Annotated in this window: 34 protein-coding genes; 24 read left to right on the top strand and 10 right to left on the bottom strand. The window is 67.7% G+C overall.

What is annotated here, in order from left to right; genetic code table 11:
• Positions 1 to 35 precede the first annotated feature (35 nt).
• The 7 genes from purM (at position 36) to AB1281_RS03360 (ending at position 4,958) form a co-directional block, all read left to right on the top strand.
• Positions 36 to 1,094, top strand: coding sequence for a phosphoribosylformylglycinamidine cyclo-ligase (gene purM / locus AB1281_RS03390; protein WP_430345047.1), 1,059 nt, complete (start codon positions 36 to 38; stop codon positions 1,092 to 1,094).
• Positions 1,095 to 1,115: 21 nt separating this feature from the next.
• A complete protein-coding gene (locus AB1281_RS03385) occupies positions 1,116 to 1,604 on the top strand; it encodes a hypothetical protein (RefSeq protein ID WP_430345046.1) in 489 nt (162 codons plus the stop codon).
• Positions 1,601 to 2,023, top strand: coding sequence for a hypothetical protein (locus AB1281_RS03380; RefSeq protein WP_430345045.1), 423 nt, complete (start codon positions 1,601 to 1,603; stop codon positions 2,021 to 2,023). The genes AB1281_RS03385 and AB1281_RS03380 overlap by 4 nt, the downstream gene beginning before the upstream one ends.
• Before the next feature lie 41 nt (positions 2,024 to 2,064).
• Positions 2,065 to 2,727: a DUF2238 domain-containing protein gene (locus AB1281_RS03375; RefSeq protein WP_430345044.1), complete on the top strand. Its 663-nt coding sequence runs from the start codon at positions 2,065 to 2,067 to the stop codon at positions 2,725 to 2,727.
• A complete protein-coding gene (gene purN, locus AB1281_RS03370) occupies positions 2,724 to 3,383 on the top strand; it encodes a phosphoribosylglycinamide formyltransferase (protein ID WP_430345043.1) in 660 nt (219 codons plus the stop codon). The genes AB1281_RS03375 and purN overlap by 4 nt, the downstream gene beginning before the upstream one ends.
• 67 nt (positions 3,384 to 3,450) lie before the next feature.
• Complete coding sequence (locus AB1281_RS03365) at positions 3,451 to 4,272, top strand: DUF3108 domain-containing protein (protein WP_014036250.1); 822 nt, start codon at positions 3,451 to 3,453, stop codon at positions 4,270 to 4,272.
• Positions 4,273 to 4,274: 2 nt separating this feature from the next.
• Positions 4,275 to 4,958, top strand: a complete 684-nt coding sequence (locus tag AB1281_RS03360) for a DUF3108 domain-containing protein (protein WP_014036249.1) — start codon at positions 4,275 to 4,277, stop codon at positions 4,956 to 4,958.
• 122 nt (positions 4,959 to 5,080) lie between these two features.
• Here the strand turns inward: AB1281_RS03360 and AB1281_RS03355 are convergent, their stop codons facing one another.
• The 3 genes from AB1281_RS03355 to AB1281_RS03345 are packed head-to-tail and all read right to left on the bottom strand — an operon-like array spanning position 5,081 to position 6,930.
• Positions 5,081 to 5,410, bottom strand: a complete 330-nt coding sequence (locus AB1281_RS03355) for an EF-hand domain-containing protein (protein WP_430345042.1) — start codon at positions 5,408 to 5,410, stop codon at positions 5,081 to 5,083.
• Positions 5,407 to 6,678 carry a UDP-N-acetylglucosamine 1-carboxyvinyltransferase gene (gene murA, locus AB1281_RS03350; RefSeq protein WP_019659444.1) on the bottom strand — a complete coding sequence of 424 codons (1,272 nt, stop codon included), beginning with the start codon at positions 6,676 to 6,678 and terminating at the stop codon, positions 5,407 to 5,409. Before murA ends, AB1281_RS03355 begins: the two co-directional genes overlap by 4 nt.
• 21 nt (positions 6,679 to 6,699) lie before the next feature.
• A complete protein-coding gene (locus AB1281_RS03345) occupies positions 6,700 to 6,930 on the bottom strand; it encodes a BolA family protein (protein WP_005408396.1) in 231 nt (76 codons plus the stop codon).
• A 54-nt stretch (positions 6,931 to 6,984) separates the two neighbouring features.
• Between AB1281_RS03345 and AB1281_RS03340 the strand changes: the two genes are divergently transcribed.
• The 16 genes from AB1281_RS03340 to AB1281_RS03265 all read left to right on the top strand — a co-directional run bounded on the left by AB1281_RS03340 (position 6,985) and on the right by AB1281_RS03265 (position 20,347).
• Positions 6,985 to 7,986: a KpsF/GutQ family sugar-phosphate isomerase gene (locus tag AB1281_RS03340; protein ID WP_430345041.1), complete on the top strand. Its 1,002-nt coding sequence runs from the start codon at positions 6,985 to 6,987 to the stop codon at positions 7,984 to 7,986.
• Between the two features lie 67 nt (positions 7,987 to 8,053).
• Complete coding sequence (locus AB1281_RS03335) at positions 8,054 to 8,602, top strand: KdsC family phosphatase (protein WP_014036245.1); 549 nt, start codon at positions 8,054 to 8,056, stop codon at positions 8,600 to 8,602.
• Positions 8,599 to 9,174, top strand: coding sequence for an LPS export ABC transporter periplasmic protein LptC (gene lptC, locus AB1281_RS03330; RefSeq protein ID WP_014036244.1), 576 nt, complete (start codon positions 8,599 to 8,601; stop codon positions 9,172 to 9,174). Before AB1281_RS03335 ends, lptC begins: the two co-directional genes overlap by 4 nt.
• Positions 9,175 to 9,275: 101 nt before the next feature.
• Positions 9,276 to 9,842: a lipopolysaccharide transport periplasmic protein LptA gene (gene lptA, locus AB1281_RS03325; protein WP_075675157.1), complete on the top strand. Its 567-nt coding sequence runs from the start codon at positions 9,276 to 9,278 to the stop codon at positions 9,840 to 9,842.
• Positions 9,842 to 10,561, top strand: coding sequence for an LPS export ABC transporter ATP-binding protein (lptB, locus tag AB1281_RS03320; protein ID WP_005415558.1), 720 nt, complete (start codon positions 9,842 to 9,844; stop codon positions 10,559 to 10,561). Before lptA ends, lptB begins: the two co-directional genes overlap by 1 nt.
• A gap of 40 nt (positions 10,562 to 10,601) precedes the next feature.
• The gene (locus AB1281_RS03315; RefSeq protein WP_075675158.1) at positions 10,602 to 12,023 is read left to right on the top strand and encodes an RNA polymerase factor sigma-54; all 1,422 of its coding nucleotides are present in this window, start codon (positions 10,602 to 10,604) and stop codon (positions 12,021 to 12,023) included.
• Positions 12,024 to 12,081: 58 nt separating this feature from the next.
• Complete coding sequence (gene hpf, locus AB1281_RS03310; RefSeq protein ID WP_004147311.1) at positions 12,082 to 12,399, top strand: ribosome hibernation-promoting factor, HPF/YfiA family; 318 nt, start codon at positions 12,082 to 12,084, stop codon at positions 12,397 to 12,399.
• 21 nt (positions 12,400 to 12,420) lie between these two features.
• Positions 12,421 to 12,873 carry a PTS sugar transporter subunit IIA gene (locus AB1281_RS03305; protein WP_430345040.1) on the top strand — a complete coding sequence of 151 codons (453 nt, stop codon included), beginning with the start codon at positions 12,421 to 12,423 and terminating at the stop codon, positions 12,871 to 12,873.
• A complete protein-coding gene (gene hprK, locus AB1281_RS03300) occupies positions 12,870 to 13,820 on the top strand; it encodes an HPr(Ser) kinase/phosphatase (protein ID WP_005408388.1) in 951 nt (316 codons plus the stop codon). Before AB1281_RS03305 ends, hprK begins: the two co-directional genes overlap by 4 nt.
• Before the next feature lie 27 nt (positions 13,821 to 13,847).
• Positions 13,848 to 14,732 carry an RNase adapter RapZ gene (gene rapZ, locus AB1281_RS03295; RefSeq protein ID WP_164119336.1) on the top strand — a complete coding sequence of 295 codons (885 nt, stop codon included), beginning with the start codon at positions 13,848 to 13,850 and terminating at the stop codon, positions 14,730 to 14,732.
• A gap of 435 nt (positions 14,733 to 15,167) precedes the next feature.
• Entirely contained in the window at positions 15,168 to 15,560 is a 393-nt protein-coding gene (locus tag AB1281_RS03290; RefSeq protein WP_014036239.1) for a PTS sugar transporter subunit IIA, read from the top strand.
• Positions 15,553 to 15,822 (top strand): HPr family phosphocarrier protein, encoded by a 270-nt coding sequence (locus AB1281_RS03285; protein WP_430345039.1) that lies wholly within the window; start codon positions 15,553 to 15,555, stop codon positions 15,820 to 15,822. Before AB1281_RS03290 ends, AB1281_RS03285 begins: the two co-directional genes overlap by 8 nt.
• Before the next feature lie 2 nt (positions 15,823 to 15,824).
• The gene (gene ptsP / locus AB1281_RS03280) at positions 15,825 to 17,594 is read left to right on the top strand and encodes a phosphoenolpyruvate--protein phosphotransferase (protein WP_430345038.1); all 1,770 of its coding nucleotides are present in this window, start codon (positions 15,825 to 15,827) and stop codon (positions 17,592 to 17,594) included.
• A gap of 177 nt (positions 17,595 to 17,771) precedes the next feature.
• Positions 17,772 to 19,133, top strand: coding sequence for a magnesium transporter (gene mgtE / locus AB1281_RS03275; protein WP_008266103.1), 1,362 nt, complete (start codon positions 17,772 to 17,774; stop codon positions 19,131 to 19,133).
• Between the two features lie 60 nt (positions 19,134 to 19,193).
• Complete coding sequence (locus AB1281_RS03270; RefSeq protein ID WP_014036236.1) at positions 19,194 to 19,460, top strand: hypothetical protein; 267 nt, start codon at positions 19,194 to 19,196, stop codon at positions 19,458 to 19,460.
• A 71-nt stretch (positions 19,461 to 19,531) separates the two neighbouring features.
• Positions 19,532 to 20,347, top strand: coding sequence for a prolyl oligopeptidase family serine peptidase (locus AB1281_RS03265; RefSeq protein WP_430345037.1), 816 nt, complete (start codon positions 19,532 to 19,534; stop codon positions 20,345 to 20,347).
• 90 nt (positions 20,348 to 20,437) lie between these two features.
• On the opposite strand, the gene AB1281_RS03260 is transcribed toward AB1281_RS03265, so the two are convergent.
• From AB1281_RS03260 to AB1281_RS03245, 4 genes are all read right to left on the bottom strand, one after another.
• Positions 20,438 to 20,929 carry an REP-associated tyrosine transposase gene (locus AB1281_RS03260; protein ID WP_430346969.1) on the bottom strand — a complete coding sequence of 164 codons (492 nt, stop codon included), beginning with the start codon at positions 20,927 to 20,929 and terminating at the stop codon, positions 20,438 to 20,440.
• A gap of 315 nt (positions 20,930 to 21,244) precedes the next feature.
• A complete protein-coding gene (locus AB1281_RS03255) occupies positions 21,245 to 22,195 on the bottom strand; it encodes an aspartate carbamoyltransferase catalytic subunit (RefSeq protein ID WP_014036233.1) in 951 nt (316 codons plus the stop codon).
• Positions 22,196 to 22,210: 15 nt separating this feature from the next.
• A complete protein-coding gene (gene ruvX / locus AB1281_RS03250; protein ID WP_005415547.1) occupies positions 22,211 to 22,705 on the bottom strand; it encodes a Holliday junction resolvase RuvX in 495 nt (164 codons plus the stop codon).
• Positions 22,698 to 23,264 carry a YqgE/AlgH family protein gene (locus AB1281_RS03245; RefSeq protein ID WP_075675163.1) on the bottom strand — a complete coding sequence of 189 codons (567 nt, stop codon included), beginning with the start codon at positions 23,262 to 23,264 and terminating at the stop codon, positions 22,698 to 22,700. The genes ruvX and AB1281_RS03245 overlap by 8 nt, the downstream gene beginning before the upstream one ends.
• An 89-nt stretch (positions 23,265 to 23,353) precedes the next feature.
• On the opposite strand from AB1281_RS03245, the gene AB1281_RS03240 reads away from it, so the two are divergent.
• On the top strand, positions 23,354 to 23,896 hold the full coding sequence (locus AB1281_RS03240) for a DNA-3-methyladenine glycosylase I (protein WP_430345036.1): 543 nt from the start codon (positions 23,354 to 23,356) through the stop codon (positions 23,894 to 23,896).
• A 73-nt stretch (positions 23,897 to 23,969) separates the two neighbouring features.
• On the opposite strand, the gene AB1281_RS03235 is transcribed toward AB1281_RS03240, so the two are convergent.
• The 3 genes from AB1281_RS03235 to AB1281_RS03225 form a co-directional block, all read right to left on the bottom strand.
• Positions 23,970 to 24,677 (bottom strand): YitT family protein, encoded by a 708-nt coding sequence (locus AB1281_RS03235; RefSeq protein WP_014036228.1) that lies wholly within the window; start codon positions 24,675 to 24,677, stop codon positions 23,970 to 23,972.
• A gap of 93 nt (positions 24,678 to 24,770) precedes the next feature.
• The gene (locus AB1281_RS03230; protein WP_430344820.1) at positions 24,771 to 25,220 is read right to left on the bottom strand and encodes a GNAT family N-acetyltransferase; all 450 of its coding nucleotides are present in this window, start codon (positions 25,218 to 25,220) and stop codon (positions 24,771 to 24,773) included.
• Between the two features lie 95 nt (positions 25,221 to 25,315).
• Positions 25,316 to 25,525: a DUF4287 domain-containing protein gene (locus tag AB1281_RS03225; protein WP_008264652.1), complete on the bottom strand. Its 210-nt coding sequence runs from the start codon at positions 25,523 to 25,525 to the stop codon at positions 25,316 to 25,318.
• Between the last annotated feature and the right edge of the window lie 26 nt (positions 25,526 to 25,551).

Here is a 25,551-nt window from a genome sequence, read left to right as displayed (position 1 = left end):
AATCGCTCGTTCAACCCCTGCCAGCGCCGACGCCCGTGACCAACACCCCGTCTTCCGCCCCCTCCCCCCTCACCTACCGTGACGCGGGTGTCGACATCGACGCCGGCAACGAGTTGGTCGAGCGGATCAAGCCCCTGGTCAAGCGCAGCTTCCGCCCGGAAGTGATGGGCGGCCTGGGCGGCTTCGGCGCCCTGTTCGACCTGTCCAACAAGTACCGCGAGCCGGTGCTGGTGTCGGGCACCGACGGCGTGGGCACCAAGCTGAAGCTGGCCCACCAGCTGAACCGCCACGATACGATCGGCATCGACCTGGTCGCGATGTGCGTGAACGACGTGCTGGTGCAGGGTGCCGAGCCGCTGTTCTTCCTGGACTATTTCGCCACCGGCAAGCTGGACATCGACACCGCCGCAGCGGTCGTGGGCGGCATCGCCAACGGCTGCACCGAGGCCGGCTGCGCGCTGATCGGCGGCGAAACCGCTGAAATGCCCGACATGTATGCCCCGGGCGAGTACGACCTGGCCGGCTTCACGGTCGCTGCGGTCGAGAAGAGCGAGCTGAAGGACGGCGCCAGCGTGGCCGCCGGCGACGTGCTGATCGGCATCGCCTCGTCCGGCCCGCATTCCAATGGCTACTCGCTGGTGCGCCGCATCTACGACCGTGCCGGCCGACCGGCCGACCTGGAGCTGGAAGGCGGCGTGAAGCTGGTCGACGCGCTGATGGCGCCGACCCGCCTGTACGTGAAGCCGATCCTGTCGCTGCTGAAGTCGCACGGCGAAGCCATCCACGGCATGGCCCACATCACCGGTGGCGGCCTGACCGAGAACATCATCCGCGTGGTGCCCGACGGCCTCGGCCTGGACATCCAGGCCTCGTCCTGGACCCTGCCGCCGGTGTTCCAGTGGCTGCAGAAGGAAGGCGCCGTGGCCGACAGCGAGATGTGGCGCACCTTCAACTGCGGCATCGGCTTCGTGCTGATCGTGGCAGCCGACCAGGTCGCCGCCGTGTCCGAGGCGGTCAAGGCACAGGGCCTGGAACACTGGACCATCGGCCAGGTGGTCACTGCTGAAGGCGCCGAACGCGTCCACATCGGCTGAACCCGGCCCCGAGGAGCCCGCATGGACGCAACGCCCCCCCTGCCCCCCGCCCCCGTGCCGCCGCCAACTGCGGCGGTACCGGCGTTCAGCAGCCAGGATGCTGACCATCTGCGCATGCTGTCGATTGCGCACTACGTGGTCGGTGGCCTGATCGCGCTGTTCTCGCTGATCTTCACCGTCCACATCGTGCTGGGCATCACCGCCCTCACCGGCAATCTGCCGATGAATTCCGGCGGCCAGCCCTCGTCGCCGGCCGAACAGCGCCTGTTCGGCTGGGTGTTCACCCTCATCGGCTGCGTCATCGTGTTCGGTGGCGTGACCCTCGGCGCGTTCGTCGCCTATGCCGGCCGTTGCCTGGCCCGCCGCCGCCGTTACCTGCTGTGCCTGATCATGGCCGGCCTGGCCTGCCTGTTCACGCCGATCGGTACCGTGCTGGGCGTGTTCAGCCTGATCACGCTGCTGCGCCCGCAGGTCAAGGCCGCGTTCGACACCGCTGGCACCGGGGCATGACGAGCCCGGGCGCGCCTCCGCCACTGCCGCAGCAGACCCTGGCGCACCTGCAGCTGGCCAGCCACCTGCAGACGCTGAAGGTGCTGTTCTACGCGCTGGCGGGTTTCCACTGGGTGGCCGCGCTGGCCTTCCTCGGCTTCATCGGCCTGGTTGCCAGCTCGCGCGGGCTGGACGATGGCGCGGTACTTGCCACCGTGTACGGCGCCGTTTCACTGCTGGCTGCCGTGCTGGGCTTCGCGCAGCTGCACACCGCGCGCCTGCTGTCGCGTCGCACCGGGCTGGCCTGGTGCCGGCGCGCGGCCTGGCTGGCGGTGCTGGCCGGCCCGCTGGGCATGGCCCTGACCGCCTACGCCTGGGTGTTCCTGTCCAAGCCTGACATGGCCGCACTGTTCGACCGCGGCGACCATCTCAGCGTCTGAGCTTGCCGGCAGACGCCCCGTCCTTTCCTGATCGACTCCCCATGTCCGCGCCTGCCCTCCCCACGACCGCTTCGCCCACCGCCTTCCGTTTCTCGGGCCCCAAGAAGCTGGCCTTCGCTGCCGTGCTGGCGGTATTCGCAATCAGCTGGATACACCCGCTGTGGCCCACCGAGCAGGCGCTGCACAGCACCCTGACCGTGATCGGCCTGGCTGCCCTGCTGTGGGTCGACCGCCGGGGCGGCTGGCTGGGCAACGGCGCCTTCATCGCGATCTGCGGCTTCATCGCGCTGCACTGCGTGGCCGCCCGCTGGCTGTACTCCAACGTGCCCTACGACGCATGGGCGCAGGCGCTGACCGGCTGGTCGCCGAATGCGGCGTTCGGCTGGCAGCGCAATCATTTCGACCGCCTCATCCACTTCCTGTTCGGCGTCTGTTTCACGCCGGCACTGCTGCAGCTGGCGCGCCATGCGTGGCCGGCGCTGCGCCGCGGCCAGGCCTTCAGCCTGGCGGTGATGACGGTGATGTGCGCCAGCCTGGTGTACGAGTGGTTCGAATGGGCCATCGCGCTCGCCCTGTCGCCGGATGCCGCCGAGGCCTACAACGGGCAGCAGGGCGACATGTGGGACGCGCACGCCGATATGCTGATGGCCACCGTGGGCAGCCTGCTGACCTGGCCGCTGATCCGCCGGAGTACCCAGCAATGACCGCGCCCACCCGCATTGCCGTGCTTGCCTCCGGCCGCGGCAGCAACCTGCAGGCCATCCTCGACGCCATCGCCGCGGGCCGCCTGCCCGCCGAGGTCGCCGGCGTGTTTTCCGACCGCCCGGCCGCCGCCGCGCTGCAACGGGTCGGCGCCAACCTGCGTTGGGCGCATGCACCGAAGGAATTCGACGACCGCGCGGCCTACGAGCAGGCGCTGGGTGACGCACTGGCCGCGGTCGCACCGGACTGGATCATCTGCGCCGGTTACATGCGCATCCTCGGCGCCGCCTTCGTGCAGCGCTTCGATGGCCGCCTGGTCAACATCCACCCGTCGCTGCTGCCATTGCACAAGGGGCTGGACACGCATGCGCGGGCACTGGACGCCGGCGATGCCGAGCACGGTGCCAGCGTGCACCTGGTCGTGCCCGAGCTGGACGCCGGCGCCGTGCTGGCGCAGGTGCGGGTGCCGGTGCTGCCGGGTGATGACGCCGACAGCCTGGCTGCACGCGTGCTGGCGGTGGAGCATCCCCTGCTGATCGCCACCCTGCAGCTGTTGTGCACGGGCCGCCTGGCTGAACGGGAGGGCCAGCCGCAACTGGACGGTCACCCCCTGTTTAGCCCGCTGGCCCTAGATTCCGCCGGGAACCTGAACCGGTAATACCCATGCACACGCCCCGCTGACTGCGGGGCTGGCATCCTGCCCCCTCCTGCGGTCCCTGTCCTCCATGAAGACCACGACCCTGCTGTCCACTTCCCTGCTGCTGTCGCTGGCCGTGCTCCCCGGCGTGGGCTGGGGCCAGGCGCAAGCGCCTGCGGCCCCTGCGCAGCCGGCACCCGTTGTACAGCCGCCGGCGGAACCGGCCGTGCCGATGCCTCCGGCGCTGGCCTGGGAGCCGCCGCCGCTGCAGCCGTTCACCGCCACCTACCAGGCCTTCTACAAAAGCAAGGAGGCCGGCGATGCCAGCATGCAGGTCACCCACACCGGCGGCAGCCAGTGGCGGGTGGATATGCAGGTGGTCGGCCGCCGCGGCTTTGCCAGCGTGCTGGGCCTGAACATCGAACAGAGCACCGTGTTCGAAGAGCGCAACGGCGTCTATGCACCGCTGAGCCAGAGCACGGTGCGCAAGGGCCTGTTCCTCGGCAAGAAGGCGGTCGGCACCTACAACTGGCAGGCCGGCACCGCGCAGTGGACCGGCGACGTCAAGAAGGACCGTGCACAGCCGATTCCGCTGCAGCCGGGCGACCAGAGCGCCCTGCTGATCAACCTGGCGATCATGCGGGATGCCCGTCCGGGTGCCACCATGCACTACCGCTACGTGGACATGGGCAAGGTCCGCCAGCATGACTACCAGGCCGCGCCGCAGACCGAGAACGTCGAGGTCGGCGACCTGTCCTACAACGCGCTGCGGGTCTACCGGACCAACGGCGGCAACAACGAAACCATCCTCTGGATCGCCAACGGTGTCCCCACCCCGGTGCGCATCCTGCAACGCGAAGACGGCGAAGACCGCGTCGATCTGCGCCTGATCGAATACCAAGGAGTCTGAGCATGAGCACCCTGACCCGCCCCCTCACCTGGATCGCTGCAGCCGCGCTGTCGGTGGCCAGCCTGCCGGCCATGGCCCTGCAGCCGTTCAAGGCCGATTACCTGGCCAGCTACATGGGCATGCAGGCCAATGGCAGCATGACGCTGAGCAGCGAGGGAGCCAACAAGTGGCGCTACACGCTGCAGGTGAAGAACCAGCTGGCCGACCTGAGCCAGAGCACCGTGTTCGAAGAGGTGCGCGGCCAGCTGCGCCCGCTCAGCAGCCAGGACCGTTCGGCGCTGCTGGTGAAGAAGCGCAACGTGCAGGCCAACTACAACTGGACCAGCAACCAGGCCACCTGGACCGGCGACATCAAGCCGGACCGCGCCGGCCCGATCGCACTGAAGTCCGGCGACATGGATGCACTGCTGATCAACCTGGCGATCGCCCGCGACCTGGCCGCCGGCAAGCCGCTGACCTATCGCATGGTCGACGAAGGCCGCATCAAGAACATGACCTACCGCGTGATCGGCAAGGAATCGATCACCGTGGGCGGCAAGAGCTACGAAGCCACCAAGGTCTCGCGTGCCGACGGCAACAAGGAGCTGATCGCCTGGATCGTGCCGGAATTCCCGGTGCCGGCGCGCATGCTGCAGCGGGAGAACGACCGCGATGCACTGGACCTGACCATCAAGGCGATGAACTGACGCGCGAACCGGTAGTGCCGGCCGCTGGCCGGCATTCTCGCGATGCTCCACGAGGTTCATGGGGTTGCCGGCCAGCGGCCGGCACTACCGAAAAGAAAACGCCCGCTTCCGCGGGCGTTTTCTTATTTCTTCGCTTCGACCGGCTTCTGTTCCTCGGCCGCCTTGAACTCGGTGCGGCAGTCCACGCGGATCTGCTCGCCGGTGCTGCGCCAGACGAAGGTGCGGCAATGGCGGTTGCCATCCTGGCTGTCATTCACTGCAACCGCATAGAACGACTCGATGATCTCGTCACGCGAGACCGTGCCATCGCCGTTCCAGTCCATGTCCTTCTGCTCGATGCCCTGGGTGATGGCGATGTTGGCGTACCAGGCATAGCCCAGCCACGCCAGCACGATCAGCACCAGCGCCAGCAGCGCCTTGCGACGCGGGCTGAACTTGCCGCGCAGGATCATGGCACGCGCCGGATGGTGGCGCCGAGCGAAGACAGCTTCTCTTCGATGTTCTCGTAGCCACGATCAAGGTGGTAGATGCGGTCGATGGTGGTCTCGCCGCTGGCCATCAGGCCGGCCAGGATCAGCGAGGCCGAGGCACGCAGGTCGGTGGCCATTACCGGCGCACCGCTCAGGTGTTCGCTGCCACGCACGATGGCGGTGTGGCCTTCGACCTGGATGTCCGCGCCCAGGCGCAGCAGTTCGTTGACGTGCATGAAACGGTTCTCGAAGATCGTTTCGTTGATCACGCCCACACCGTCGGCCACGCAGTTGAGCGCCATGAACTGCGCCTGCATGTCGGTCGGGAACGCCGGGTACGGCGCGGTGGTCAGGTTGACCGCCTTCGGCCGCTTGCCCTGCATGTCCAGGGTGATGGTGTCGTCGGTGGTCTCGATCTTCGCACCGGCTTCGACCAGCTTGGACAGCACCGCGTCCATGGTGTTCGGCCGCGCACGGTTGACCGTGACCTTGCCGCCGGTCATCGCCGCGGCCACCAGGAAGGTACCGGTCTCGATGCGGTCGGGCAGCACTTCATGGCGGCCGCCGGACAGGCGCTCGACGCCTTCGATGACCAGGCGGGCAGTGCCCAGGCCTTCGATCTTCGCGCCCAGCGCGATCAGGCAATGCGCCAGATCGGTCACTTCCGGTTCCATCGCACAGTTGTCGAGGATGGTGGTGCCTTCAGCCAGCACCGCGCCCATCAGCACGTTCTCGGTGCCGGTGACGCTGACCATGTCGAAGGTGAAATGGCCGCCCTTCAGGCGCTTGGCGCTGGCCTTGATGAAGCCGTTCTCGACCACGATCTCGGCACCCAGCGCCTGCAGGCCCTTGATGTGCTGGTCGACCGGACGCGAACCGATCGCGCAGCCGCCGGGCAGCGACACTTCCGCCGCGCCGAAGCGGGCCAGCAGCGGGCCCAGCACCAGGATCGAGGCGCGCATGGTCTTGACCAGCTCGTACGGCGCCACGTGCTGGTTGACCGAACGCGGGTCGACCACGATCGCGCTGCCGCGCGACAGCGTGCCCTGGTCGATGGTGACCTTGGCGCCCAGCTCGCCCAGCAGCTTCACCGTGGTGACCACGTCGTGCAGGTGCGGCACGTTGGTGATCTCCACCGGCGCATCGGCCAGCAGGGTCGCGCAGAGAATGGGGAGGACGGCGTTCTTGGCGCCGGAGATGCTCACTTCACCGTGCAGCGCAGCGCCGCCGGTCACAACGATCTTGGCCATGTATTCGGGATCTTCTGCGGTTCAGCCGGCTTCGGCCGGGGTCACGGTTTTCAGCGCCAGCGCGTGGATCGCGCCGCCCATCAGGTCGCCCAGGGTGGCATAGACCATCCGGTGGCGGGCCAGCGGCATCTTGCCGGCAAAGGCCTCGCAGACCACGGTCGCTTCGAAATGCACGCCATCGTCGCCCTGCACGTCGGCGCGGGCGCCGGGCAGGCCGGTTTCGATCAGGTTGCGGATGGTGTCGGCGTCCAACGGGCTTTCCTAATAAAATGTGCCTCCATTCTACTTCCGCTGCGTGGCGTCCGCATGGCCGAATCCCTGTTGCCCCCCCGTTCCGTCGACCCTGCCAGCTTGGTCGCCAGTGGCCGCCGCGTCTTCGAGATCGAGCAGCAGGCCCTGGATGCCGTGGCCGACCGCCTTGGCGAGGCCTTCCAGCAGGCCTGCCAGGCGATCCTGGCCAGCCGCGGCCGGGTGGTCGCCACCGGCATGGGCAAGTCCGGGCATATCGCCCGCAAGATCGCCGCTACGCTGGCCTCGACCGGCACTCCGGCGTTCTACGTGCATCCGGGCGAAGCCGGCCATGGTGACCTGGGCATGATCACCGAGGACGACGTGGTGCTGGCCCTGTCCTATTCGGGCGAGTCGGACGAAGTACTGATGCTGCTGCCGGTGCTCAAGCGCCAGGGCAACGTGCTGATTTCCATGACCGGCCGCCCGCAGTCCAGCCTGGCCACCGCCGCCGACATCCACCTGGACGTCAGCGTTCCGGCCGAGGCCTGCCCGCTGGCGCTGGCGCCGACCTCCAGCACCACCGCCTCGCTGGCGATGGGTGATGCGCTGGCCGTGGCCCTGCTCGACGCACGCGGCTTCACCGCCGACGACTTCGCCCGTTCACACCCGGCCGGCAGCCTCGGCCGTCGCCTGCTGCTGCACATCACCGACGTCATGCATACCGGCGAGGACCTGCCCAGCGTGGGTGCCGACGCCAGCCTCAGCGAAGCGCTGATGGAGATGAGCCGCAAACGGCTGGGCATGACCGCCGTGGTGGATGCCGGCGGCGTGCTGATCGGCCTGTTCACCGACGGCGACCTGCGCCGCGCGCTGGACAGTGCACTGGACGTGCGCACCGCGAAGATCGCCGATGTGATGACCCGCAACCCACGCACCATCGGCGCCGACCAGCTGGCGGTGGAGGCTGCCCGGCTGATGGAAACCCACAAGATCACCGGCCTGATCGTGGTCGACGGCCAGGGCCGCGCGGTCGGTGCCCTGAACATTCATGACCTGTTGCGGGCCCGGGTGGTTTAACCGACAGTCCGTAGACCCCATTCAGTCTGTACCGCCCCACCCCGAACCCATCGAGCCTGCCACCCTGATGCCCTGGTCCCCCCTGCCCGCCTTCCCCGCCCACCTGCATGCCGCCGCGGCCCGCGTCCGCCTGGCCTGCTTCGACGTGGACGGCACCCTCACCGACGGTCGGCTGTACTACGACAAGGACGGCAACGAGAGCAAGGCGTACTTCGTGCAGGATGGCCTGGGCCTGAAACTGCTGCAGCAGCACGGCATCCACCCCGTGCTGATCACCGCGCGCAACAGCCAGTCCGCGCTCAGGCGCGGCGCCGACCTCGGCATCGACACCCAGATCGCCGTGGGCGACAAGCTGGCCAGCGTGCAGGCGCTGTGTGCGCAGCACGGCATCGGCCTGGAGCAGGTGGCCTTCATGGGCGACGACCTGCCGGACCTGGCGCCGCTGGGTGCGGTCGGCCTGGCGGTGGCGCCGGCCAACGCCCACCCGTGGATCGCCGAGCGCGTGCACTGGCAGACCCGCGCCGATGGCGGACGTGGCGCTGCCCGTGAGCTGTGCGACATCCTGCTGGCCGCCCAGGGCCACGTGGACGCGGTCCTGGCGAGGTTCGGCGCATGAACCTGCCGACCCTGAACTGGCGCACCCTGCTCGGCATCGGCCTGCTGCTGGCGGCCCTGCTCAGCAGCTGGGCGGCCCTGCGCAACCGCGACAAGGGTCCGGCCAGCGGCGGCCAGGAAGTCGGCGTGGACTACATCCTGCACGACTTCCAGATCGTCGCCCTGGATGAGCACGGCAAGGAATCGACCACCCTGCGCGCACCGTTGCTGGAGCGCCAGCGTGGCGACCAGACCATCAACATCGCCACGCCGCTGTTCGAGATGCCGGACAAGGATGGCAAGCACTGGACCCTGCGTGCCGAGACCGGCTGGCTCAGCGCCAAGGGCGACGAGATGAAGCTGCGCGGCAATGTCGCCGGCGACAGCCCGGCCGACCCGGGCGTGGTGCCGACCACCTTCCGCACCGACCACCTGGACGTGTTCCCGAAGGAGAACCGTGCCCGCACCGATGCGCTGGTCACCATGACCCGCCCCGGCATGGAACAGTCCGGCGTTGGCTTCGAGGTGGATTCGAAGAACAACACGTATCATTTCCTCAGCCAGTCCAAGGGCCGTTACACGCCCCGTCGCTGATTCCGCCGCCCTCCTGCGACGTCCCCGGACAGGCGCAAGGCAGGCAGCCCACCCACCCGCCCCCGGTTTCCCGGGCGGCCCCACCGGTAGAACGGACCCCGATGAAGATTCCCTTTGCAGCCGTACTCGCGCTCGGCCTGCTTGTTCCCAGCGCTGCCTTTGCCAAGTCCACCGACCGCAACGAGAACATGAACATCGACTCCGGTGCCCAGTCGGGCGTGCTCACCGGCGATGGCAAGACCGTGCTGTCGCAGGGCGTGACCGTCACCCAGGGCTCGCTGGACATCCGCTCGTCCGAAGCCGAGATCTACCTGAAGGACGGCGAGGCCGTGCGTGCGGTGTTCACCGGCAAGCAGGCCACGATGAAGCAGCAGCTCGACGATGGCACCTGGATGGACGCGGTGGCTGATCGCATCGACTACGACATCAAGACCGAGATCATCACCCTGACCGGCAACTACAAGGTCACCAGCGCGCGCGGCACCAATGCCGGCCAGCGCATGGTCTACAACACCCGCAGCGGCGAGATGAACTCCGGTGGCGATGGCAGCCGCGTGCGCACCGTCATTCCGCCGAAGAACAAGAACCCGGCGGCACAGCCGGCTGCCACGCCCAAGGCGGCGGCACCGGCCAGCACGCCGGCCAAGCCGGCCGGGAGCAAGAAGTAATGCTCGTCGCCAAGGGCCTGCGCAAGCGCTACAAGCAGCGCGAAGTCGTCAAGGACTTCGGGCTGACCCTCGACGCCGGCGAAGTGGTCGGCCTGCTCGGCCCCAACGGCGCCGGCAAGACCACCTGCTTCTACATGATCGTCGGCCTGGTCGCCGCCGATGCCGGCAGCATCGTGCTCGACGGCAAGGACATCACCAGCGATCCGATGTACACCCGTGCCAAGCAGGGCGTGGGCTACCTGCCGCAGGAACCGTCGGTGTTCCGCAAGCTGACCGTGGCCGACAACCTCCGCCTGGTACTGGAGCTGCGCGAAGACCTGGATTCGGCCGGCCGCGAACGCGAATTGAACAGCCTGCTCGACGAACTGCAGCTGGGCCATGTTGCCGACCAGCTCGGCGCCAGCCTGTCCGGTGGCGAACGTCGTCGCTGCGAGATCGCCCGCGCACTGGCCGCACAGCCGCGCCTGATCCTGCTCGACGAACCGTTTGCCGGTGTCGACCCGATCTCGGTGGGTGAAATCCAGCGCATCGTCACCCATCTCAAGCAGCGTGGCATCGGCGTGTTGATCACCGACCACAACGTGCGCGAGACCTTGGGAATCTGCGACCGCGCGTATATCCTCGCCGAGGGCACCGTGCTGGCCCAGGGCTCGCCGGAGGCGATCCTGGACAACGCCGACGTACGTCGCGTCTACCTTGGGGATTCCTTCAAGCTGTGACCGCAGGCGCCGGGTCCCTTTCCTTCCGTTCGGCACAGGCATGAAGACTCGGCTGCAGACATCGTTGGGACAGCAGCTGGTGCTCACGCCCCAGCTGCAGCAGGCAATCAAGCTGCTGCAGATGTCCACGACCGAGCTGGAGCTTGAAATCGCCCAGGCCGTGGAGAGCAATCCGCTGCTGGACTGGGCCGACAGCAACGACAGCAGTGCCGCCAATGAAGGCAGCGACAGCACGGATGCCGACGCGCCCGCCGAACGCACCGACAACGGTGACGACTGGGCACCGGCCGAACTCGACTGGAGCGCCGCCGGCAGTGGCGGCAGCTTCGACGATGACGATGACAGCGGCAGTGCCGCCGAGCGCGTGGCCGAAACCGAAACGCTGGCCGACCACCTGCTGTGGCAGCTGCACCTGTCGCATCTTTCCACGCATGACCGCAGCATCGGCGCTGCACTGATCGATGCCTTGGACGACGACGGCTACCTGCGCGAACCGCTGGCCACCATCGCCGAAACCCTGCTGCCGGCGGTCCATGCCGATGAGGATGAAATCCTCGCGGTGCTGCATCGCATCCAGCGTTTCGACCCGGTCGGCGTTGCCGCGCGCACGCTCGGCGAATGCCTGCAGCTGCAGCTGGACGTGCTGCCTGGCGACACGCCGGGGCTGGCGCTGGCGCGACAGATTGCCGCAGGCCCGCTGGAACGGCTGCCGCGCAGCGGCGTCGCCGGACTGGCCCATGAACTGAAACAGCCCCTGGACGAGGTCGAGACGGCGGTAGCGCTGCTGCGCTCGCTGGACCCGCGTCCGGGTACGCAGATCGCGCCGCTTTCGCAGGACACCTACGTGGTGCCCGACGTGGTGGTGTGGCGGCAGAACGGCATCTGGCGCGCGGCACTGGCCGGCCATGCCGGGCCGAAGGTGGTGATCCACCGCGGCTACGAACAGTTGATCCGCCGCTGTGGCGAGGCCGACGCCGGCTACCTGCGCGCCCAGCTGCAGGAGGCGCGCTGGCTGCTGAAGGGCCTGCAGCAGCGCGGCGAAACCCTGCTGCGGGTGGTGCGCAGCCTGATCCTGCAACAAGCCGGCTTCCTCGAATTCGGCGAGCAGGCGCTGCGCCCGCTGACCCTGCGCGAGATCGCCGCCGAGCTGGGCCTGCACGAATCCACGGTGTCGCGCGCGATCGCCCGCAAGCACGTGCGTACGCCGCGCGGCACCCTGCCGCTGCGCGCCTTCTTCGCCTCGGGCATCGATACCGAAGGCGGTGGCGAGGCGTCCAGCACGGCCATCCAGGCGATGATCCGGCGCCTGATCGACGATGAGAACCCGCGCAAGCCGCTTTCTGACGCCAAGCTGGCTGACCTGCTCAAATCGTCGGGAATTCCAGTGGCGCGACGCACCGTGGCGAAGTATCGTGAAGCCATGAACATCTCCGCCTCGCACGAAAGGGTCAGAATCGCTTGACGCGCCGCCGCGCCCGGCGGAGAGGTTCATTGGCACATCCGAACACAGGAGAAACCCGATGCGCATCGAAACGTTTGGCAAAGACGTCGAAGTCACCCCGGCCCTGCAGTCCTATGTAGAGGAGAAGCTGGCCCGGATCGGAAAACACTTCGACCAGCACTGCGAAGCGCGGGTGACCCTCAAGCTGCAGAAGACCGAACACCACGTCGACGCCAGCCTCAACATTCCCGGCCAGACCCTGCACGCCGAGGCCAATGCCCAGACCATGTATGCCGCGATCGACCTGCTTGCGGACAAGCTTGACCGCCTGGTGATCAAGCACAAGGAGAAAAAACAGCAGCACGCACCGCTGCCGGTGGGCGACAATGGTGGCTGATCGCCACCGTTCCCCGCAGACATGCCCCTGACTGACCTCCTGGCGGCCGTGCAGACCCAGCTCTGCACGGCCACCGACCGTGACAGCGTCCTGCAGGCCGCCGCCGGGTTGCTGGCCTGCCGCCAGGCCAACGCCGAACAGATCTATCTGAACCTGTGCCAGCGCGAAGCTCTGGGCAGCACCGCGATCGGCCACGGCATCGCCATCCCCCACGGCCGCGCGCCGACCCTGGACCGCCCCCGTGGCGCCCTGCTGCGGCTGGCGACCCCGGTCGACTTCGGCGGCGATGACCCGGTGGACCTGGTGTTCGCGATGGCCGTCCCCGCCCATTACACCCACCAGCACCTGATGCTGCTGTCCGAGCTGGCCGAGCTGTTTTCCGCACCGGACATCCGCCAGGCCCTGCGCGAAGCCGGCGATGCCCGGGCCCTGCGCGAAGCGCTGGACATGACCCCACCTGCGAGTGCCGCATGAATACCAGCATCACCGCCCGTGAACTGTTCGAACAGCAGCGCGAGCGGCTGGGGCTGCGCTGGGCTGCCGGCAAATCCGGTGAGAAACGCGAGCTGGAGGCCGGCAACACGGTCTCGCGGCGTCCCTCGCTGGCCGGCTACCTCAACGCCATCTATCCCAACAAGGTGCAGATCCTGGGCACCGAGGAACTGTCCTGGCTGGATGCACTGGAACCGCGCCAGCGTTGGGAGACCATCGAAAAGATCATGCAGTCGCATCCGCTGGCGCTGGTGCTGACCCGCAACCAGGCGTGCCCGGAAGACCTGCGCGCGGCCGCCGATGAATCCGGTACACCGCTGTGGCTGTCGCCCAAGCGCGGCCACGAACTGCTCAACCACCTGTCCTACCACCTGGCCCGCACGCTGGCGCCGCGGGTGATCCTGCACGGCGTGTTCATGGAGATCTATTCCATCGGCGTGCTGATCACCGGCGAGGCCGGATCGGGCAAGAGCGAGCTGGCGCTGGAACTGCTCAGCCGCGGCCATCGGCTGGTGGCCGACGATGCGCCCGAATTCACCCAGATCGCGCCTGATGTACTCGATGGCACCTGTCCGGAGCTGCTGCAGGACCTGCTGGAAGTGCGCGGCCTGGGCGTGCTGAACGTGCGCGAGATGTTCGGCGACACGGCTGTAAAGAAGAACAAGTACCTTCGGCTGATCGTCCACCTGACCAAGCCGATGACCGAACCCACCCCGCATGGCTACGAGCGCCTGACCGGCGACTCGGGCACCCGCCATGTGCTGGACCTGGACGTTCCGCTGATCACCCTGCCGGTGATGCCCGGCCGCAACCTGGCCGTGCTGACCGAGGCCGCGACCCGCCTGCACATCCTGCGCACCAAGGGGATCGACCCGGCGGCGATGTTCATCGCCCGCCACAGCAATCTGCTGGAACGGCGAACACCCTGATTCCCCTGCCCCTCGAAGAGCCTGTCCATGAGCACCGCAACCCCCACCGCCCCGACCCTGATCATCGTCAGCGGCCTGTCCGGCTCGGGTAAATCCGTCGCCCTCAAGACCTTCGAGGACCAGGACTACTACTGCTCGGACAACCTGCCGATCCACCTGTTGCCGGACTTCGTGCGCAGCCTGCTGGCCAACCACGACGGCAGCGCACCGCGCCGGCTGGCGGTGGGCATCGACGTGCGCGGCCAGGCCGACCTGAGCCAGCTGGGCGACTGGCGGCAGCTGGCCGCCGATGCCGGCGTGGAAGTGAAGGTGCTGTTCTTCGAGGCCAGCGATGAAACGGTGCTCAAGCGCTACGCCGACACCCGTCGTCGCCATCCACTGAGCCAGCTGGGCCTGTCGCTGCCCGAAGCAATCGCCCGCGAGCGCGAGCTGACCGCGCCGCTGCGGCGCGAGGCCGATGCGGTGATCGATACCAGCAACCTCAACGTGCATCAGCTGCGGCGGCGGATCATCACCGAGTTCACGCTGGACCATGCCACCGGCCTGTCGCTGCTGTTCGAATCGTTCGCCTACAAGCGCGGCGTGCCGGCCGAGGCGGACTTCGTGTTCGACGCCCGCGTGCTGCCCAATCCGCACTGGGACCCGGACCTGCGCGCGCTCAGCGGCCGCGAGCCCGGCGTGCGCGACTACCTGGAAGCGCAGCCGGACGTGCAGCGCTACCTGACCCAGCTGATGGATTTCCTCGATACCTGGCTGCCGAAACTGGGCGATGGCACCCGCAGCTATGTGACCGTGGCGTTCGGCTGCACCGGCGGCAAGCACCGTTCGGTGTTCCTGGCCGAGCGCATGGCCCGGCATGCCCGCGAGATGGGCTGGGAAGACGTGGCGACGTACCACCGCGAACAGGATTGAGGGGCTCGGCCGGGCTGCGCGCGGCACCCGCTGGTAGTGCCGGCCGCTGGCCGGTAACAGCAACAGCAAAAGCCGGCATTCCGTGGGTAGGCGGGGTGGACCAACAAGCGGGGGACGCTGCAAGTACGTCCCTGTAAGCTCGGTCGCCGCATCCATGCGGCTCACGCCCCCGCTTGCTGACCCACCCCGCCTTCGACAGATTCCCGCGATTTGTCGGGACGGCATTCTGTGTTGCTGTTGGTAGGTGTCGACCTTGGTCGACACGGTAGATCCACGCCATGCGTGGATGAATCCCGGTCAGGCATCGAAAAACGCATGGGGTCGGATCCCTTTTCCAGGGGAAAAGGGCCCTGACCCCGGTAACGCTGAATACGGGACACAGTGCCCCTCATCTGCTGCTATCGCCGATTCACCTTGACCTGTTAACGTGCAGTAATGACCTGTGGCATTCTCCTCGTAACACATCCCGGGGTCGGGACCGCCCTGCTTGACGTGGCGACCCGGCTCCTGCGGCAATTGCCGCTGAAAACCGAAGCTTTCGAAGTACCGTTCGACGCAGACCTGGACGCCCTGCTCCCGCTCGCCTCGGCCGCCCTGCGGCGGGTCGACAGCGGTGAAGGCGTGCTGATCCTGACCGACCTGTACGGCGCCAGCCCCGCCAACCTTGCCGGGCAGCTGGCCCGGCTGGGGACCCCGGTTCGCCGGGTGTCGGCGCTGAGCCTGCCGATGTTGCTGCGGGTGATGAATTATCCGGAACAGGGACTGGATCAACTGCCCGCCACAGCCGCGGCGGGTACCCGTAATGGAGCGATAGTCGACGATGCTTGAACGAGAACTCACCGTCAGCAACCGCCTGGGCCTGCATGCCCGGGCCACCGCCAAGCTGGTGCAGACCCTGGCGCCGTTCCGCTGCAACGTGACCATGGCCGCCAAGGGCCGTGAGATCAACGCCAAGAGCATCATGGGCGTGATGCTGCTGGCCGCCGGCCAGGGCACCCCGGTCACCGTACGCATCAACGGCGAAGATGAAGCCGCCGCGATGGACGCGGTGGTCAGCCTGTTCGAACGCCGCTTCGACGAGGACAGCTGAGCGTGCCACGCGCACGCGCCGGCCAGGTCCCTTCCGGCCAGCGGCCGGTACAACTGCTGGCCGGGCACGGTGCTGCCCGCGGCACGGCAATGGGCCGGGCCCGCGTACGCTTGCCGCATGCACTAGAGGTGGCTGAGCAACGCGTGGCCGCCAACCAGGTCGAGGCCGAGCTGGCCCGCCTGCACCGTGCGGTGGATGCCGCGCGTACGGAAATGCACGAACTGCGGCAGCGCCTGCAGGGTGCACTGAACCAGGAAGTCGGCGAGTTCCTCGACCTGCACGCGCTGCTGCTGGATGACCCCGAGCTGCTGTTCGGGCTGGACGAACTGATCCGCAGCGGCCCGTACAGCGCCGGCTATGCGCTGCGCCTGCAGCGCGACCGCCTGGCCAGGGTCTTCGATGGCATGGACGATGCCTACCTGAAGAGCCGCATGGACGACCTCGACCATGTGATCGGCCGCATCCACGCCTTCCTCCAACCCGAACGCCCTCCGGTGATGAAGGGCCTGGCCGGCGAGATCCTGGTCTGCGACAACATCGCCCCGTCCGAACTGGCGCAGCTGCAGGCGCAGGGCGTGGTCGGCATCGTCACTGCCGCCGGCAGCGCGCTGTCGCACAGCGCCATCCTGGCCCGCAGCCTGCACCTGCCCCTGATCGTCAACGTGCCGCAGCTGCTCAGCCGCATCGCCGACGGCGACGTGCTGATCATCGACGGTGCCGACGGCAGCATCACCGCCAACCCGCTGGCCGACAACCTGCGTGACTACCGCGCGCGCCTGAAGGAACACGCGCGCGAGCAGCGCGAGCTTGGCCGCCTGCGCAGCAAGCCCAGCCGTACCCGCGACCAGGTCGATATCGCCCTGCTGGCCAATGCCGAATCGCTGGAGGACGTCACCCAGGCGCATGCGCTGGGTGCGCAGGGGCTGGGCCTGTACCGCACCGAATTCCTGTTCCTGCAGCGCAACGAACTGCCGGACGAAGAAGAACAGTTCCAGACCTACCGTGATGCCGCACTGGGCATGAGCGGTCGGCCGGTGACCATCCGCACGCTTGACCTGGGTGCGGACAAGGCCGATCGCACCGGCCTGACCCTGAGCAACGAAGAGAACCCGGCACTGGGCCTGCGCGGCGTGCGCCTGTCGCTGGCACGGCCCAAGGTGGCCGACACCCAGCTGCGCGCGATCCTGCGCGCCTCGGCCTACGGCAAGCTGCGCGTGCTGGTGCCGATGGTCAGCACCCGCGAGGAACTGCTGGCGGTGCGCCGGCGCATGCTCAAGCTGAGCGAACAGCTGCGCAGCGAAGGCCACATGGTGTCCGAGCACGTGCCGCTGGGCGCGATGATCGAAGTCCCGGCGGCTGCACTGGCGCTGGAGAGTTTCATCGATCTGGTCGATTTCCTGTCGATCGGCACCAATGACCTGGTGCAGTACCTGCTGGCTGCCGACCGCAACAACGAGGCGCTGGGTGAGTTGTACTCACCGTTGCACCCGGCGGTGCTGCGGCTGTTGCAGATGGTGATCGAGACCGGCGCACGCCACCGCATCCCGGTGGCGGTCTGCGGCGAGATGGCCGGTGATGCGCGGATGGCCCCGCTGCTGCTGGCGCTGGGCCTGAGCGAGTTCAGCCTGCATCCCGGCACGTTGCTGGAGGTGCGCCGTGCAATCCGCGAAGCCGATCTGGGTGCGCTGCGCGCCCGTGCCCCGAAGCTGCTGGCCGCGCGCGACCGCCGCGCCATCGAACGCTGGCTGGCGCTGGTGGCGGATACGCCCTGACCACCAGGTAGTGCCGGGACATGGGGTCAGATCCCTTTTCCATCGGAAAAGGGATCTGACCCCAGCCTCCCGTCGGGGTATGCGTTGAAACATCCCCTTGCGATAATGACGCGCTGAACACCCCTGTTGCCGCATCCTTGCCGGGATCGCGGCTTTTCTTATCCCGCGGGAGCTGCGATGGCTGAAGCTGTACGCCACGACAAGACTGCGCGCCAACTGCGGATGTTGTCCGATGCACTGGACAGCGGCCGGCTGGGCCCGGTACGTCGGCTGGTCAACACCCTGGCCCCGGCCGAGATCGGCAACCTGCTTGAATCGCTGCCGCCGGGCAAGCGCGAGGTGGTGTGGGGCCTGGTCGACCCGGAAGATGACGGCGAGGTGCTGGTCCACGTCGGCGAAGACGTGCGCGAGAGCCTGCTCGCGGACATGGACCCGGACGAGATCATCGCCGCGGTCGAAGACCTGGACATCGACGACCTGGCCGACCTGGTCGAAGACCTGCCGGATACGGTCATCGACGAGGTCCTCAAGTCGATGGACCGCGAGAACCGCGAGCGCCTGGAGCAGGTGCTGTCCTATCCCGAGGACAGCGCCGGCCGCCTGATGAACCCGGACGTGGTGACCGTGCGCGCCGACGTCAACGTCGACGTGGTGCTGCGTTACCTGCGCCTGCGCGGCGAACTGCCGGACCACACCGACCACCTGTTCGTGGTCAGCCGGCGCCACCAGTACCTCGGCCGGGTGTCGCTGGCGGCACTGGTGACCCACGAGGACACCACCCCGATCAACCGCCTGATCGACGACGAGCAGCCGGCCATCGACGTCGGCGAGAGCGACCAGGAGGTCGCCCGCCAGTTCTCCGACCATGACTGGATCTCCGCGCCAGTGGTGGACGACAACAACATCCTGATCGGCCGCATCACCATCGATGACGTGGTCGACATCATCCGTGGCCAGGCCGAGCACCAGGCGCTGGGCGCCGCCGGTCTGGACGAGGACGAGGATCTGTTCAGCCCGGTCTGGCGCGCCATGCGCCGGCGCCTTATGTGGCTGTCGGTGAACCTGTGCACCGCCTTCCTGGCCTCCAGCGTGGTCGGCCACTTCGAAGGCACCATCGACAAGCTGGTGGCGCTGGCCGTGCTGATGCCGATCGTGGCAGGCCTGGGCGGCAACGCCGGTACCCAGGTGCTGGCGCTGATGGTGCGCGGCCTGGCACTGGGCCAGGTGGGCGCGTCCAACGCCCGCACGCTGCTGTGGAAGGAGGTGCGGGTCGCCTTGTTGAACGGCGTGATGCTGGGTTCCGTGCTGGGGCTGATCGTGCTGGCCTGGTTCCACTCGCCCGGGCTGTCGGCGGTGATCGCCATCGCGCTGACCTGCAACCTGCTGTTCGCCGCACTGGCCGGCGTACTGGTGCCACTGACCCTGAAACGCTTCGGCTTCGACCCGGCGCTGGCCAGCGGCATCTTCCTGACCGCCGTGACCGACTCGATGGGCTTCTTCACCTTCCTCGGCCTGGCCACGCTGGTGCTGCTGCACTGAACCCTGCAGGGTCGGATCCCCGCCACGCGGGGCGCTGACCCGATCCCAACTGGAACACCCATGGCAACAACGATCGAAAACTACTTCCAGCCCGGCTGGCGCGACCAGCAGCACACCTGCCCGGCCTGCGAATGGAAGGGCAGCTCGCGCGCCATGGAGATGGAGCTGGACGAGGACGCCACCGAGTACGACTGCCCGGTCTGCGAGAACCCGCTGCTGGTGGTGCTGCACCCGGACATCGCGCAGGTGCAGGCCGCCGCCGCCGACGGCAATGCCGAGGCGCAGGAGCAGCTGGACATCATCGCCAGCTTCCCGCGACCGGAGTGACGCGGCGCATGATGCCGCGTTGACCTGCGGCGGACTAGGATGCAGCTGACCTCGCTGCCCCGGAAAACGCCATGCTCCGTTCGATTCCGCGCTGGCTGCCCTTGCTGGCGGTCCTGATGATGACCGGCTGTGCCTCGATGCCGGACAGCGCGCGCGGCCGCTTCGAGGGCCGCGCCGTGAAGGTGGACGGCGAGACCGCCTATTACCAGGTCTTCATTCCGGCGGGGGTGCGAACGGGACAGCCGGCAGGCACCGGCAACGGCAGCGGCGTCCCGGTGGTCCTGTTCCTGCATGGCTCGGGCGAACGCGGCGGCGACGGCATCAAGCAGACGTACTCGGGGCTGGGGCCCTACCTGCGCGAGCATCCCGACTTCCCGGCGCTGGTGGTGTTCCCGCAGGCACCGCGCCATTCGGAATGGAGCGGCCGCAACAACCGCATGGCCGTAGCCGCATTGGACGCGACCATTGCCGAGTTCGGCGCCGACCCGGCGCGGCAGTACCTGACCGGCATGTCGATGGGCGGCTACGGCAGCTGGAACATTGCGCTGGATGACCCGCACCGCTTTGCCGCGATCGTGCCGGTATGCGGTGCCGTGTTCGCGCCGCGCGCCAAGCGGCCGACCCTGTTCGTCGAGCAGGTGGCCCAGGAATCCGATCCGTATGCCGTGATCGCCAGGCGACTGCAGCACACGCCGATCTGGATCTTCCACGGTGCCCTGGACGACGTGGTGCCGCCGGATGACGACCGCAGGCTGCACAGCGCATTCCAGGGCACCCACGCACGCGACGTGCGCTACACCGAGTACCCGGAAGGCAACCACAACGCCTGGGACGCCACCTACGCCGACCCGGCGATGTGGGCGTGGCTGTTCGCGCAGAAGCGCTGAGCCGCAGCTCCTGCCGGGAAACATCTGTTGGTGGGTGCCGACCGTTGGTCGGCATGGGAGTTGGTGGTGGGTGCCGACCGTTGGTCGGCACTATCTCTCCGATCCAGGCTGTTCCTCTGCATTGAACCGCCCATCAATCTCCCATCGGCACCACGCATGCGGGTACTCCCCAAGACAGCTCGCCAAGTTCGCCCTGATCGGGTTGGCGACGATGTACATCGCGTGCCGGAACAGCGATTCATCGGAACGAATGGCGTGATCGTGATAGCTCGATTGCCAGAATCGCCCAGATCTACCCAGCATGCGGTTGGCCCGCAATGCACTGCTCGATTTGAAGCGTTGCATGACGTAGTCCAGCGAGAACGCGCGGAGCTCCACAAGCCAATGGACATGATCCGGCATGACCACATAGGCAAGCGAGTGCGTCAGACCGTCAGCATCAAGACCACGGATCACCTCCATCACCACCTGCGCCGCGGTGGCGTCGTCGAAGTAGTGTCGACGGCCCTGGGTGACGGTGGTCAGGATGTAGGATTGCCCGATCCGGGAATGGCGGCCAAGGCGTAGGCGTGCGCGATTCATCGGCACAAGCGTGTGCTTGCCAGCAGTCACCTTCTATCGGGCAACCACTCCGATGCAGGTAGGCCTGTAGCCAATCAATGGCTACGCTCGCCACTTCACTGGACTGATGGCTCTGTGCCGACCAACGGTCGGCACCTACCCAGGCAGTTCAAGGCGAATTCCCATTGTGCCGACCAACGGTCGGCACCTACCCAGGCAGTTCAAGGCGAATTCCCATTGTGCCGACCAACGGTCGGCACCTACCCAGGCAGTTCAAGGTGAATTCCCATTGTGCCGACCAACGGTCGGCACCCACCCATGCCGTCAAGATTGCGATCAGCCCAACAGGGTTTCCAGCACGGCCATGCGCACGGCGACGCCGTTGGCGACCTGGCGCAGCACCCACGACTGCGGGCCGTCGGCCACCTCGTCGGTGACTTCCACGCCGCGATTGATCGGGCCCGGGTGCAACACCGCGGCATCCTTGCCGGCGCGCGCCAGGCGTTCGTTGGTCAGGCCGTACTGGGCGTGGTACTGCTCCAGCGACGGTACCAGGCCTTCTTCCATGCGCTCGCGCTGCAGGCGCAGCATCATCAGCGCGTCGACGCCTTCCAGCATCGCGTCGAAATCATCGCCGACCACGCAGCCCTTCAGGGTCTCGTCGTCCGGCAGCAGCGACTGCGGGCCGCACACGCGGATCTCGCCCACGCCCAGCGTGCGCAGCGCATGCAGGTCGGTGCGGGCCACGCGCGAATGCTTCACGTCGCCGACGATCACCACTTTCAGCTTCGAGAAATCCGGGCCCTTGGCCTGGCGCAGGGTCAGCATGTCCAGCAGGCCCTGGGTCGGGTGCGAGCTGCGGCCGTCGCCGGCATTGATCAGCGCGGTGCCCTCGCCCGCCGCTTCGGCCAGCGCGGCCACCGCGCCATCATCGGGGTGGCGCACCACGAAGCCGCGCACGCCCATCGCTTCCAGGTTGCGCAGCGTGTCGCAGGCGGTTTCGCCCTTGCGCGTGGACGAGGTCGAGGCATCGAAGTTCAGCACATCGGCGCCCAGGCGCTGCGCGGCCAGCTGAAACGAGCTGCGGGTGCGCGTGGACGGCTCGAAGAACAGTGTGCATACCGCCGAACCGGCCAGCACATGGCGCTTGTTGCCGACGCGGCCGACCGCAGCGTCGCGGATCTGCCCCGCCCGGTCGAGCAGCTGCAGCAGGGTTTCGCGCGGCAGGCCCTCGAGGGTCAGCAGGTGGCGCAGGCGTCCGGAGGCATCGATTTGCTGGGCGGTCATGGCGGTGTCGGGCAGTCAGGGAATGGGGGTGGCGTCGTCCGGCGACGACAGCCAGCGGTCGATGATCACCGCCGCGGCCACGGCATCGAGGGCGGCCGCATCGCGGCGGCGCTTGCGCCCTTCGGCGCGCTCGACAGCGAAGCGGCGTGCGGCCTCGACCGAGCTGGAACGCTCGTCGATCATCACCACCGGCAGCTTGAAGCGTTCCCGCAGCTGGCGGGCAAAGCCCTGCGCACGCTTGCGGTTGGGCTGGTCCTGGCCGTCCAGGGTCAGCGGGTCGCCGACCACCAGGCCGTCAGGCTTCCATTCCTTGAGCAGGCGTTCGATCGCGGTCCAGTCCGGGCCATTGCCGTGCACATCGACCACCGCCACCGCGCGCGCATGCGCAGCGAAGGCACTGCCGATGGCCACGCCGATCCGCCGTGAGCCGACGTCGAACCCCAGTACGGTGCCGTCACGGCGGATCGCCGGGGCAGCAGGAACCGGTGCGGGCGCGGCCGGCTCAGACATGGCCGCTGTAGTCGGTCAGCCGGAACAGGTCCACGCCGATGCGCGAGGCCGCACCCTGCCAGCGCTGCTCCAGCGGCAGCTGGAACACCAGTTCGGCATCGGCCGGCACGGTCAGCCAGCTGTTCTCGGACAGTTCGCTTTCCAGCTGCCCTGCACCCCAACCGGCACAACCGAGGGTGACCACGGCATTGGCCGGGCCTTCGCCGCGCGCCATCGCTTCAAGGATGTCGCGCGAGGTAGTCAGGTACAGGCCTTCGCCCACGGTCAGGCTGGAATCCCACGCCCGCGCGTCGTCATGGATGACGAAGCCGCGTTCGGGATGCACCGGGCCCCCGTTGAGCACCATGCGGGCCTGCAGGTCACCGTCGCCGGTGGCGATGTCCATCTGTGCGAGCACTTCACCCAGCGTGTATTCGGACGGCTGGTTGACCAGCACGCCCATCGCCCCGTTCTCGTCGTGCTGGCAGATCAGCGCGACGCTGCGGGCAAAGGTCGCGTCGAGCAGCGACGGCAGCGCGACGAGCAGGTGATCGGCAAGGGAGGTCGGCGTTACAGGCATGCCGCCATTCTAGCGGTTGGGCGCCCCGGGCGCCTCCACCCGACGGTCACGGCGCGCATAATGGCCAGCCCGTACCGCAGGAATTCAACGTGTCCGGCTACTGCCTCATCGCCCCGGGCCATCCGGTGCACGACTACTACCACGCCAACGAATACGGCTTCCCGCAGCGTGACGAGCGCGAACTGTTCGAGCGGCTGGTGCTGGAAATCAACCAGGCCGGGCTGAGCTGGGAGACGATCCTGAAGAAGCGCGAGGGTTTCCGCACGGCCTATGACGGTTTCGATGTCGACCGCGTGGCGGCCTACGCCGAGCAGGACATCGAGCGCCTGCTGTCGGACGCGGGCATCATCCGCAACCGGCTGAAGGTGCTGGCGGCGATCCACAATGCGCAGGTGATCCAGCAGCTGCGGGCCAGCCATGGCAGTTTCGCGGCGTGGCTGGATGCGCATCACCCGCGCAGCAAGGCCGACTGGGTGAAGCTGTTCAAGAAGACGTTCCGCTTCACCGGCGGCGAGATCACCGGCGAATTCCTGATGAGCCTGGGTTACCTGCCGGGTGCGCACGCCGCGGACTGCCCGGTGCATGCGCGGCTGTTGACGCTGTCGCCGCCGTGGTTGAAGGCTTCCCGGTAGTGCCGGCCGCTGGCCGGCAGCCTCGGGAGGCCACAGGTGTTGCCGGCCAGCGGCCGGCACTACCGTCGAATCGTCACACGCCCATGTAGCGGCCAGGGCGGTGGTTGAACATCAGCACCAGGCTGAGCACCACCGCGCCGATGGCCGAGTACAGCACCTTCGACGGCGACAGCACGAAGAACGCGGCCACCATCAGGCAGGCGTCGTAGGACATCTGCACCTTGCCGGCGCTCCAGCCGCGGGTGCGCTGCAGGTACACCGCCAGGATGCCGATGCCGCCAAGGCTGGCGCGGTGGCGGATGAAGAACAGGATGCCCAGGCCGGACAGCGCACCGCCCACGATCGCCGAATACAACGGGTTGATGTGCGAGAAGTCGATCCAGCGCGGCAGCAGGTCGGTCAGCACGCCACAGGCGGTGACCGCGGCGAAGGTCTTCAGGGTGAATTCCCAGCCCATGCGCCGCAGCGCCACCCAGTAGAACGGCAGGTTGACCAGCACGAACACCAGGCCGAAGTTCCAGCCCATCGCGTAGTGCAGCAGGAACGCCATGCCGGCCATGCCACCGATCATCAGCCCGCCCTTGGCGAAGATGGCCAGGCCCAGCGAGGCCACCATCGTGGCCAGCACCATGCCCTGCACGTCCTCGGCGATCGAGTGACGCAGCGCTTTTTCGTCGGCGGTGGTGCCGGCACTGTCGGGCGGCGGGGTCAGCGGACCGGCGGTGACCAGGTGGCCGTCAGCGTCGTCGCACGGCGCGGGGCCATGGGAAGGAAGGGACATGCGGGTGGGGGAACAGCGGGTGGGGAGCGGTATTAGACACGATCCGCATGACAGTTGCAGATGAAATCGTTCAGCCACCCTCGCCCATTCAGGTTATCCCAGGCCCGCAACAGGCAACACGGCCAGCATGTCCTCGCCATCGTCATCCATGCCGGTCTCGACGAACCCGAAGCTGCCATAGAAGGCGCCGGCGACCGGATTGCGCGGGTTGTAGCAGATCTCGACCTCAGCCACGCCGGGCGTTGCCCGGATCTGCGCCAGCGCCAGTTCCAGCGCGCGGCGCCCGATGCCACGCCCCTGCCAGCGCTGATCGACCATGAAGCGCCAGATCGACGTCCGCTGCGGCGTCTCCGGCACCCACATGAAGAACCCGACCAGCTCGCCATCGGCCTGGATGGCACGGGTCTGGTAGCCGGGATGGAATGCTGCCTGCACCAGCGACCAGGTATTGCCGGCGACGAAGTCCTGCTGCGCCTCACTGACCTCGAGGTCGCACACGGCTTCGTAGTTGTCGACGGTGATCGCGTCCAGCGTGACCTGCATGGGGGCGTCCTGCCTCGGGATGGACGCCCAGTCTGCCCGAGCCTGGATGCCGTGTGGCGAGGCCCCACACGGCCGTTCAGCGCAGCGTTGCCTGCTCAGCCCTTGCCGGCCAGGTGATGCGCCACCAGCGCGTTGGCATGGCCGTGGCCCAGCCCATGTTCGCTTTTCAGGAAGCTGACCAGCTCCATGTGTTTCAGGCCCTTCCTGCCCGCCAGCAACCCGAACCAGTGCGCTACGGGCTGCCCGTAGGTCTTCTCGATGGAGGGGAAGTACGAGGCTGGGCCCTTGGGCTTTTCAGTGCTCATGCGGAAGCTCCTTGCGTTGGATGTAC

Source organism: Stenotrophomonas sp. NRRL B-14846 (genome assembly GCF_050473585.1).
Taxonomy (GTDB): domain Bacteria; phylum Pseudomonadota; class Gammaproteobacteria; order Xanthomonadales; family Xanthomonadaceae; genus Stenotrophomonas.
The sequence above is the reverse complement of the archived record's forward strand: the minus strand, read 5'-3'. Positions and strand labels throughout refer to the sequence as shown.

Coding starts and splice junctions, on each gene's coding strand:
- AB1281_RS03385 (WP_430345046.1), top strand. CDS start 1,116: ATGGACGCAACGCCCCCCCTGCCCCCCGCCCCCGTGCCGCCGCCAACT.
- AB1281_RS03380 (WP_430345045.1), top strand. CDS start 1,601: ATGACGAGCCCGGGCGCGCCTCCGCCACTGCCGCAGCAGACCCTGGCG.
- AB1281_RS03375 (WP_430345044.1), top strand. CDS start 2,065: ATGTCCGCGCCTGCCCTCCCCACGACCGCTTCGCCCACCGCCTTCCGT.
- purN (WP_430345043.1), top strand. CDS start 2,724: ATGACCGCGCCCACCCGCATTGCCGTGCTTGCCTCCGGCCGCGGCAGC.
- AB1281_RS03365 (WP_014036250.1), top strand. CDS start 3,451: ATGAAGACCACGACCCTGCTGTCCACTTCCCTGCTGCTGTCGCTGGCC.
- AB1281_RS03360 (WP_014036249.1), top strand. CDS start 4,275: ATGAGCACCCTGACCCGCCCCCTCACCTGGATCGCTGCAGCCGCGCTG.
- AB1281_RS03355 (WP_430345042.1), bottom strand. CDS start 5,410: ATGATCCTGCGCGGCAAGTTCAGCCCGCGTCGCAAGGCGCTGCTGGCG.
- murA (WP_019659444.1), bottom strand. CDS start 6,678: ATGGCCAAGATCGTTGTGACCGGCGGCGCTGCGCTGCACGGTGAAGTG.
- AB1281_RS03340 (WP_430345041.1), top strand. CDS start 6,985: ATGGCCGAATCCCTGTTGCCCCCCCGTTCCGTCGACCCTGCCAGCTTG.
- AB1281_RS03335 (WP_014036245.1), top strand. CDS start 8,054: ATGCCCTGGTCCCCCCTGCCCGCCTTCCCCGCCCACCTGCATGCCGCC.
- lptC (WP_014036244.1), top strand. CDS start 8,599: ATGAACCTGCCGACCCTGAACTGGCGCACCCTGCTCGGCATCGGCCTG.
- lptA (WP_075675157.1), top strand. CDS start 9,276: ATGAAGATTCCCTTTGCAGCCGTACTCGCGCTCGGCCTGCTTGTTCCC.
- lptB (WP_005415558.1), top strand. CDS start 9,842: ATGCTCGTCGCCAAGGGCCTGCGCAAGCGCTACAAGCAGCGCGAAGTC.
- AB1281_RS03315 (WP_075675158.1), top strand. CDS start 10,602: ATGAAGACTCGGCTGCAGACATCGTTGGGACAGCAGCTGGTGCTCACG.
- hpf (WP_004147311.1), top strand. CDS start 12,082: ATGCGCATCGAAACGTTTGGCAAAGACGTCGAAGTCACCCCGGCCCTG.
- AB1281_RS03305 (WP_430345040.1), top strand. CDS start 12,421: ATGCCCCTGACTGACCTCCTGGCGGCCGTGCAGACCCAGCTCTGCACG.
- hprK (WP_005408388.1), top strand. CDS start 12,870: ATGAATACCAGCATCACCGCCCGTGAACTGTTCGAACAGCAGCGCGAG.
- rapZ (WP_164119336.1), top strand. CDS start 13,848: ATGAGCACCGCAACCCCCACCGCCCCGACCCTGATCATCGTCAGCGGC.
- AB1281_RS03290 (WP_014036239.1), top strand. CDS start 15,168: ATGACCTGTGGCATTCTCCTCGTAACACATCCCGGGGTCGGGACCGCC.
- AB1281_RS03285 (WP_430345039.1), top strand. CDS start 15,553: ATGCTTGAACGAGAACTCACCGTCAGCAACCGCCTGGGCCTGCATGCC.
- mgtE (WP_008266103.1), top strand. CDS start 17,772: ATGGCTGAAGCTGTACGCCACGACAAGACTGCGCGCCAACTGCGGATG.
- AB1281_RS03270 (WP_014036236.1), top strand. CDS start 19,194: ATGGCAACAACGATCGAAAACTACTTCCAGCCCGGCTGGCGCGACCAG.
- AB1281_RS03265 (WP_430345037.1), top strand. CDS start 19,532: ATGCTCCGTTCGATTCCGCGCTGGCTGCCCTTGCTGGCGGTCCTGATG.
- AB1281_RS03260 (WP_430346969.1), bottom strand. CDS start 20,929: ATGAATCGCGCACGCCTACGCCTTGGCCGCCATTCCCGGATCGGGCAA.
- AB1281_RS03255 (WP_014036233.1), bottom strand. CDS start 22,195: ATGACCGCCCAGCAAATCGATGCCTCCGGACGCCTGCGCCACCTGCTG.
- ruvX (WP_005415547.1), bottom strand. CDS start 22,705: ATGTCTGAGCCGGCCGCGCCCGCACCGGTTCCTGCTGCCCCGGCGATC.
- AB1281_RS03245 (WP_075675163.1), bottom strand. CDS start 23,264: ATGCCTGTAACGCCGACCTCCCTTGCCGATCACCTGCTCGTCGCGCTG.
- AB1281_RS03235 (WP_014036228.1), bottom strand. CDS start 24,677: ATGTCCCTTCCTTCCCATGGCCCCGCGCCGTGCGACGACGCTGACGGC.
- AB1281_RS03230 (WP_430344820.1), bottom strand. CDS start 25,220: ATGCAGGTCACGCTGGACGCGATCACCGTCGACAACTACGAAGCCGTG.
- AB1281_RS03225 (WP_008264652.1), bottom strand. CDS start 25,525: ATGAGCACTGAAAAGCCCAAGGGCCCAGCCTCGTACTTCCCCTCCATC.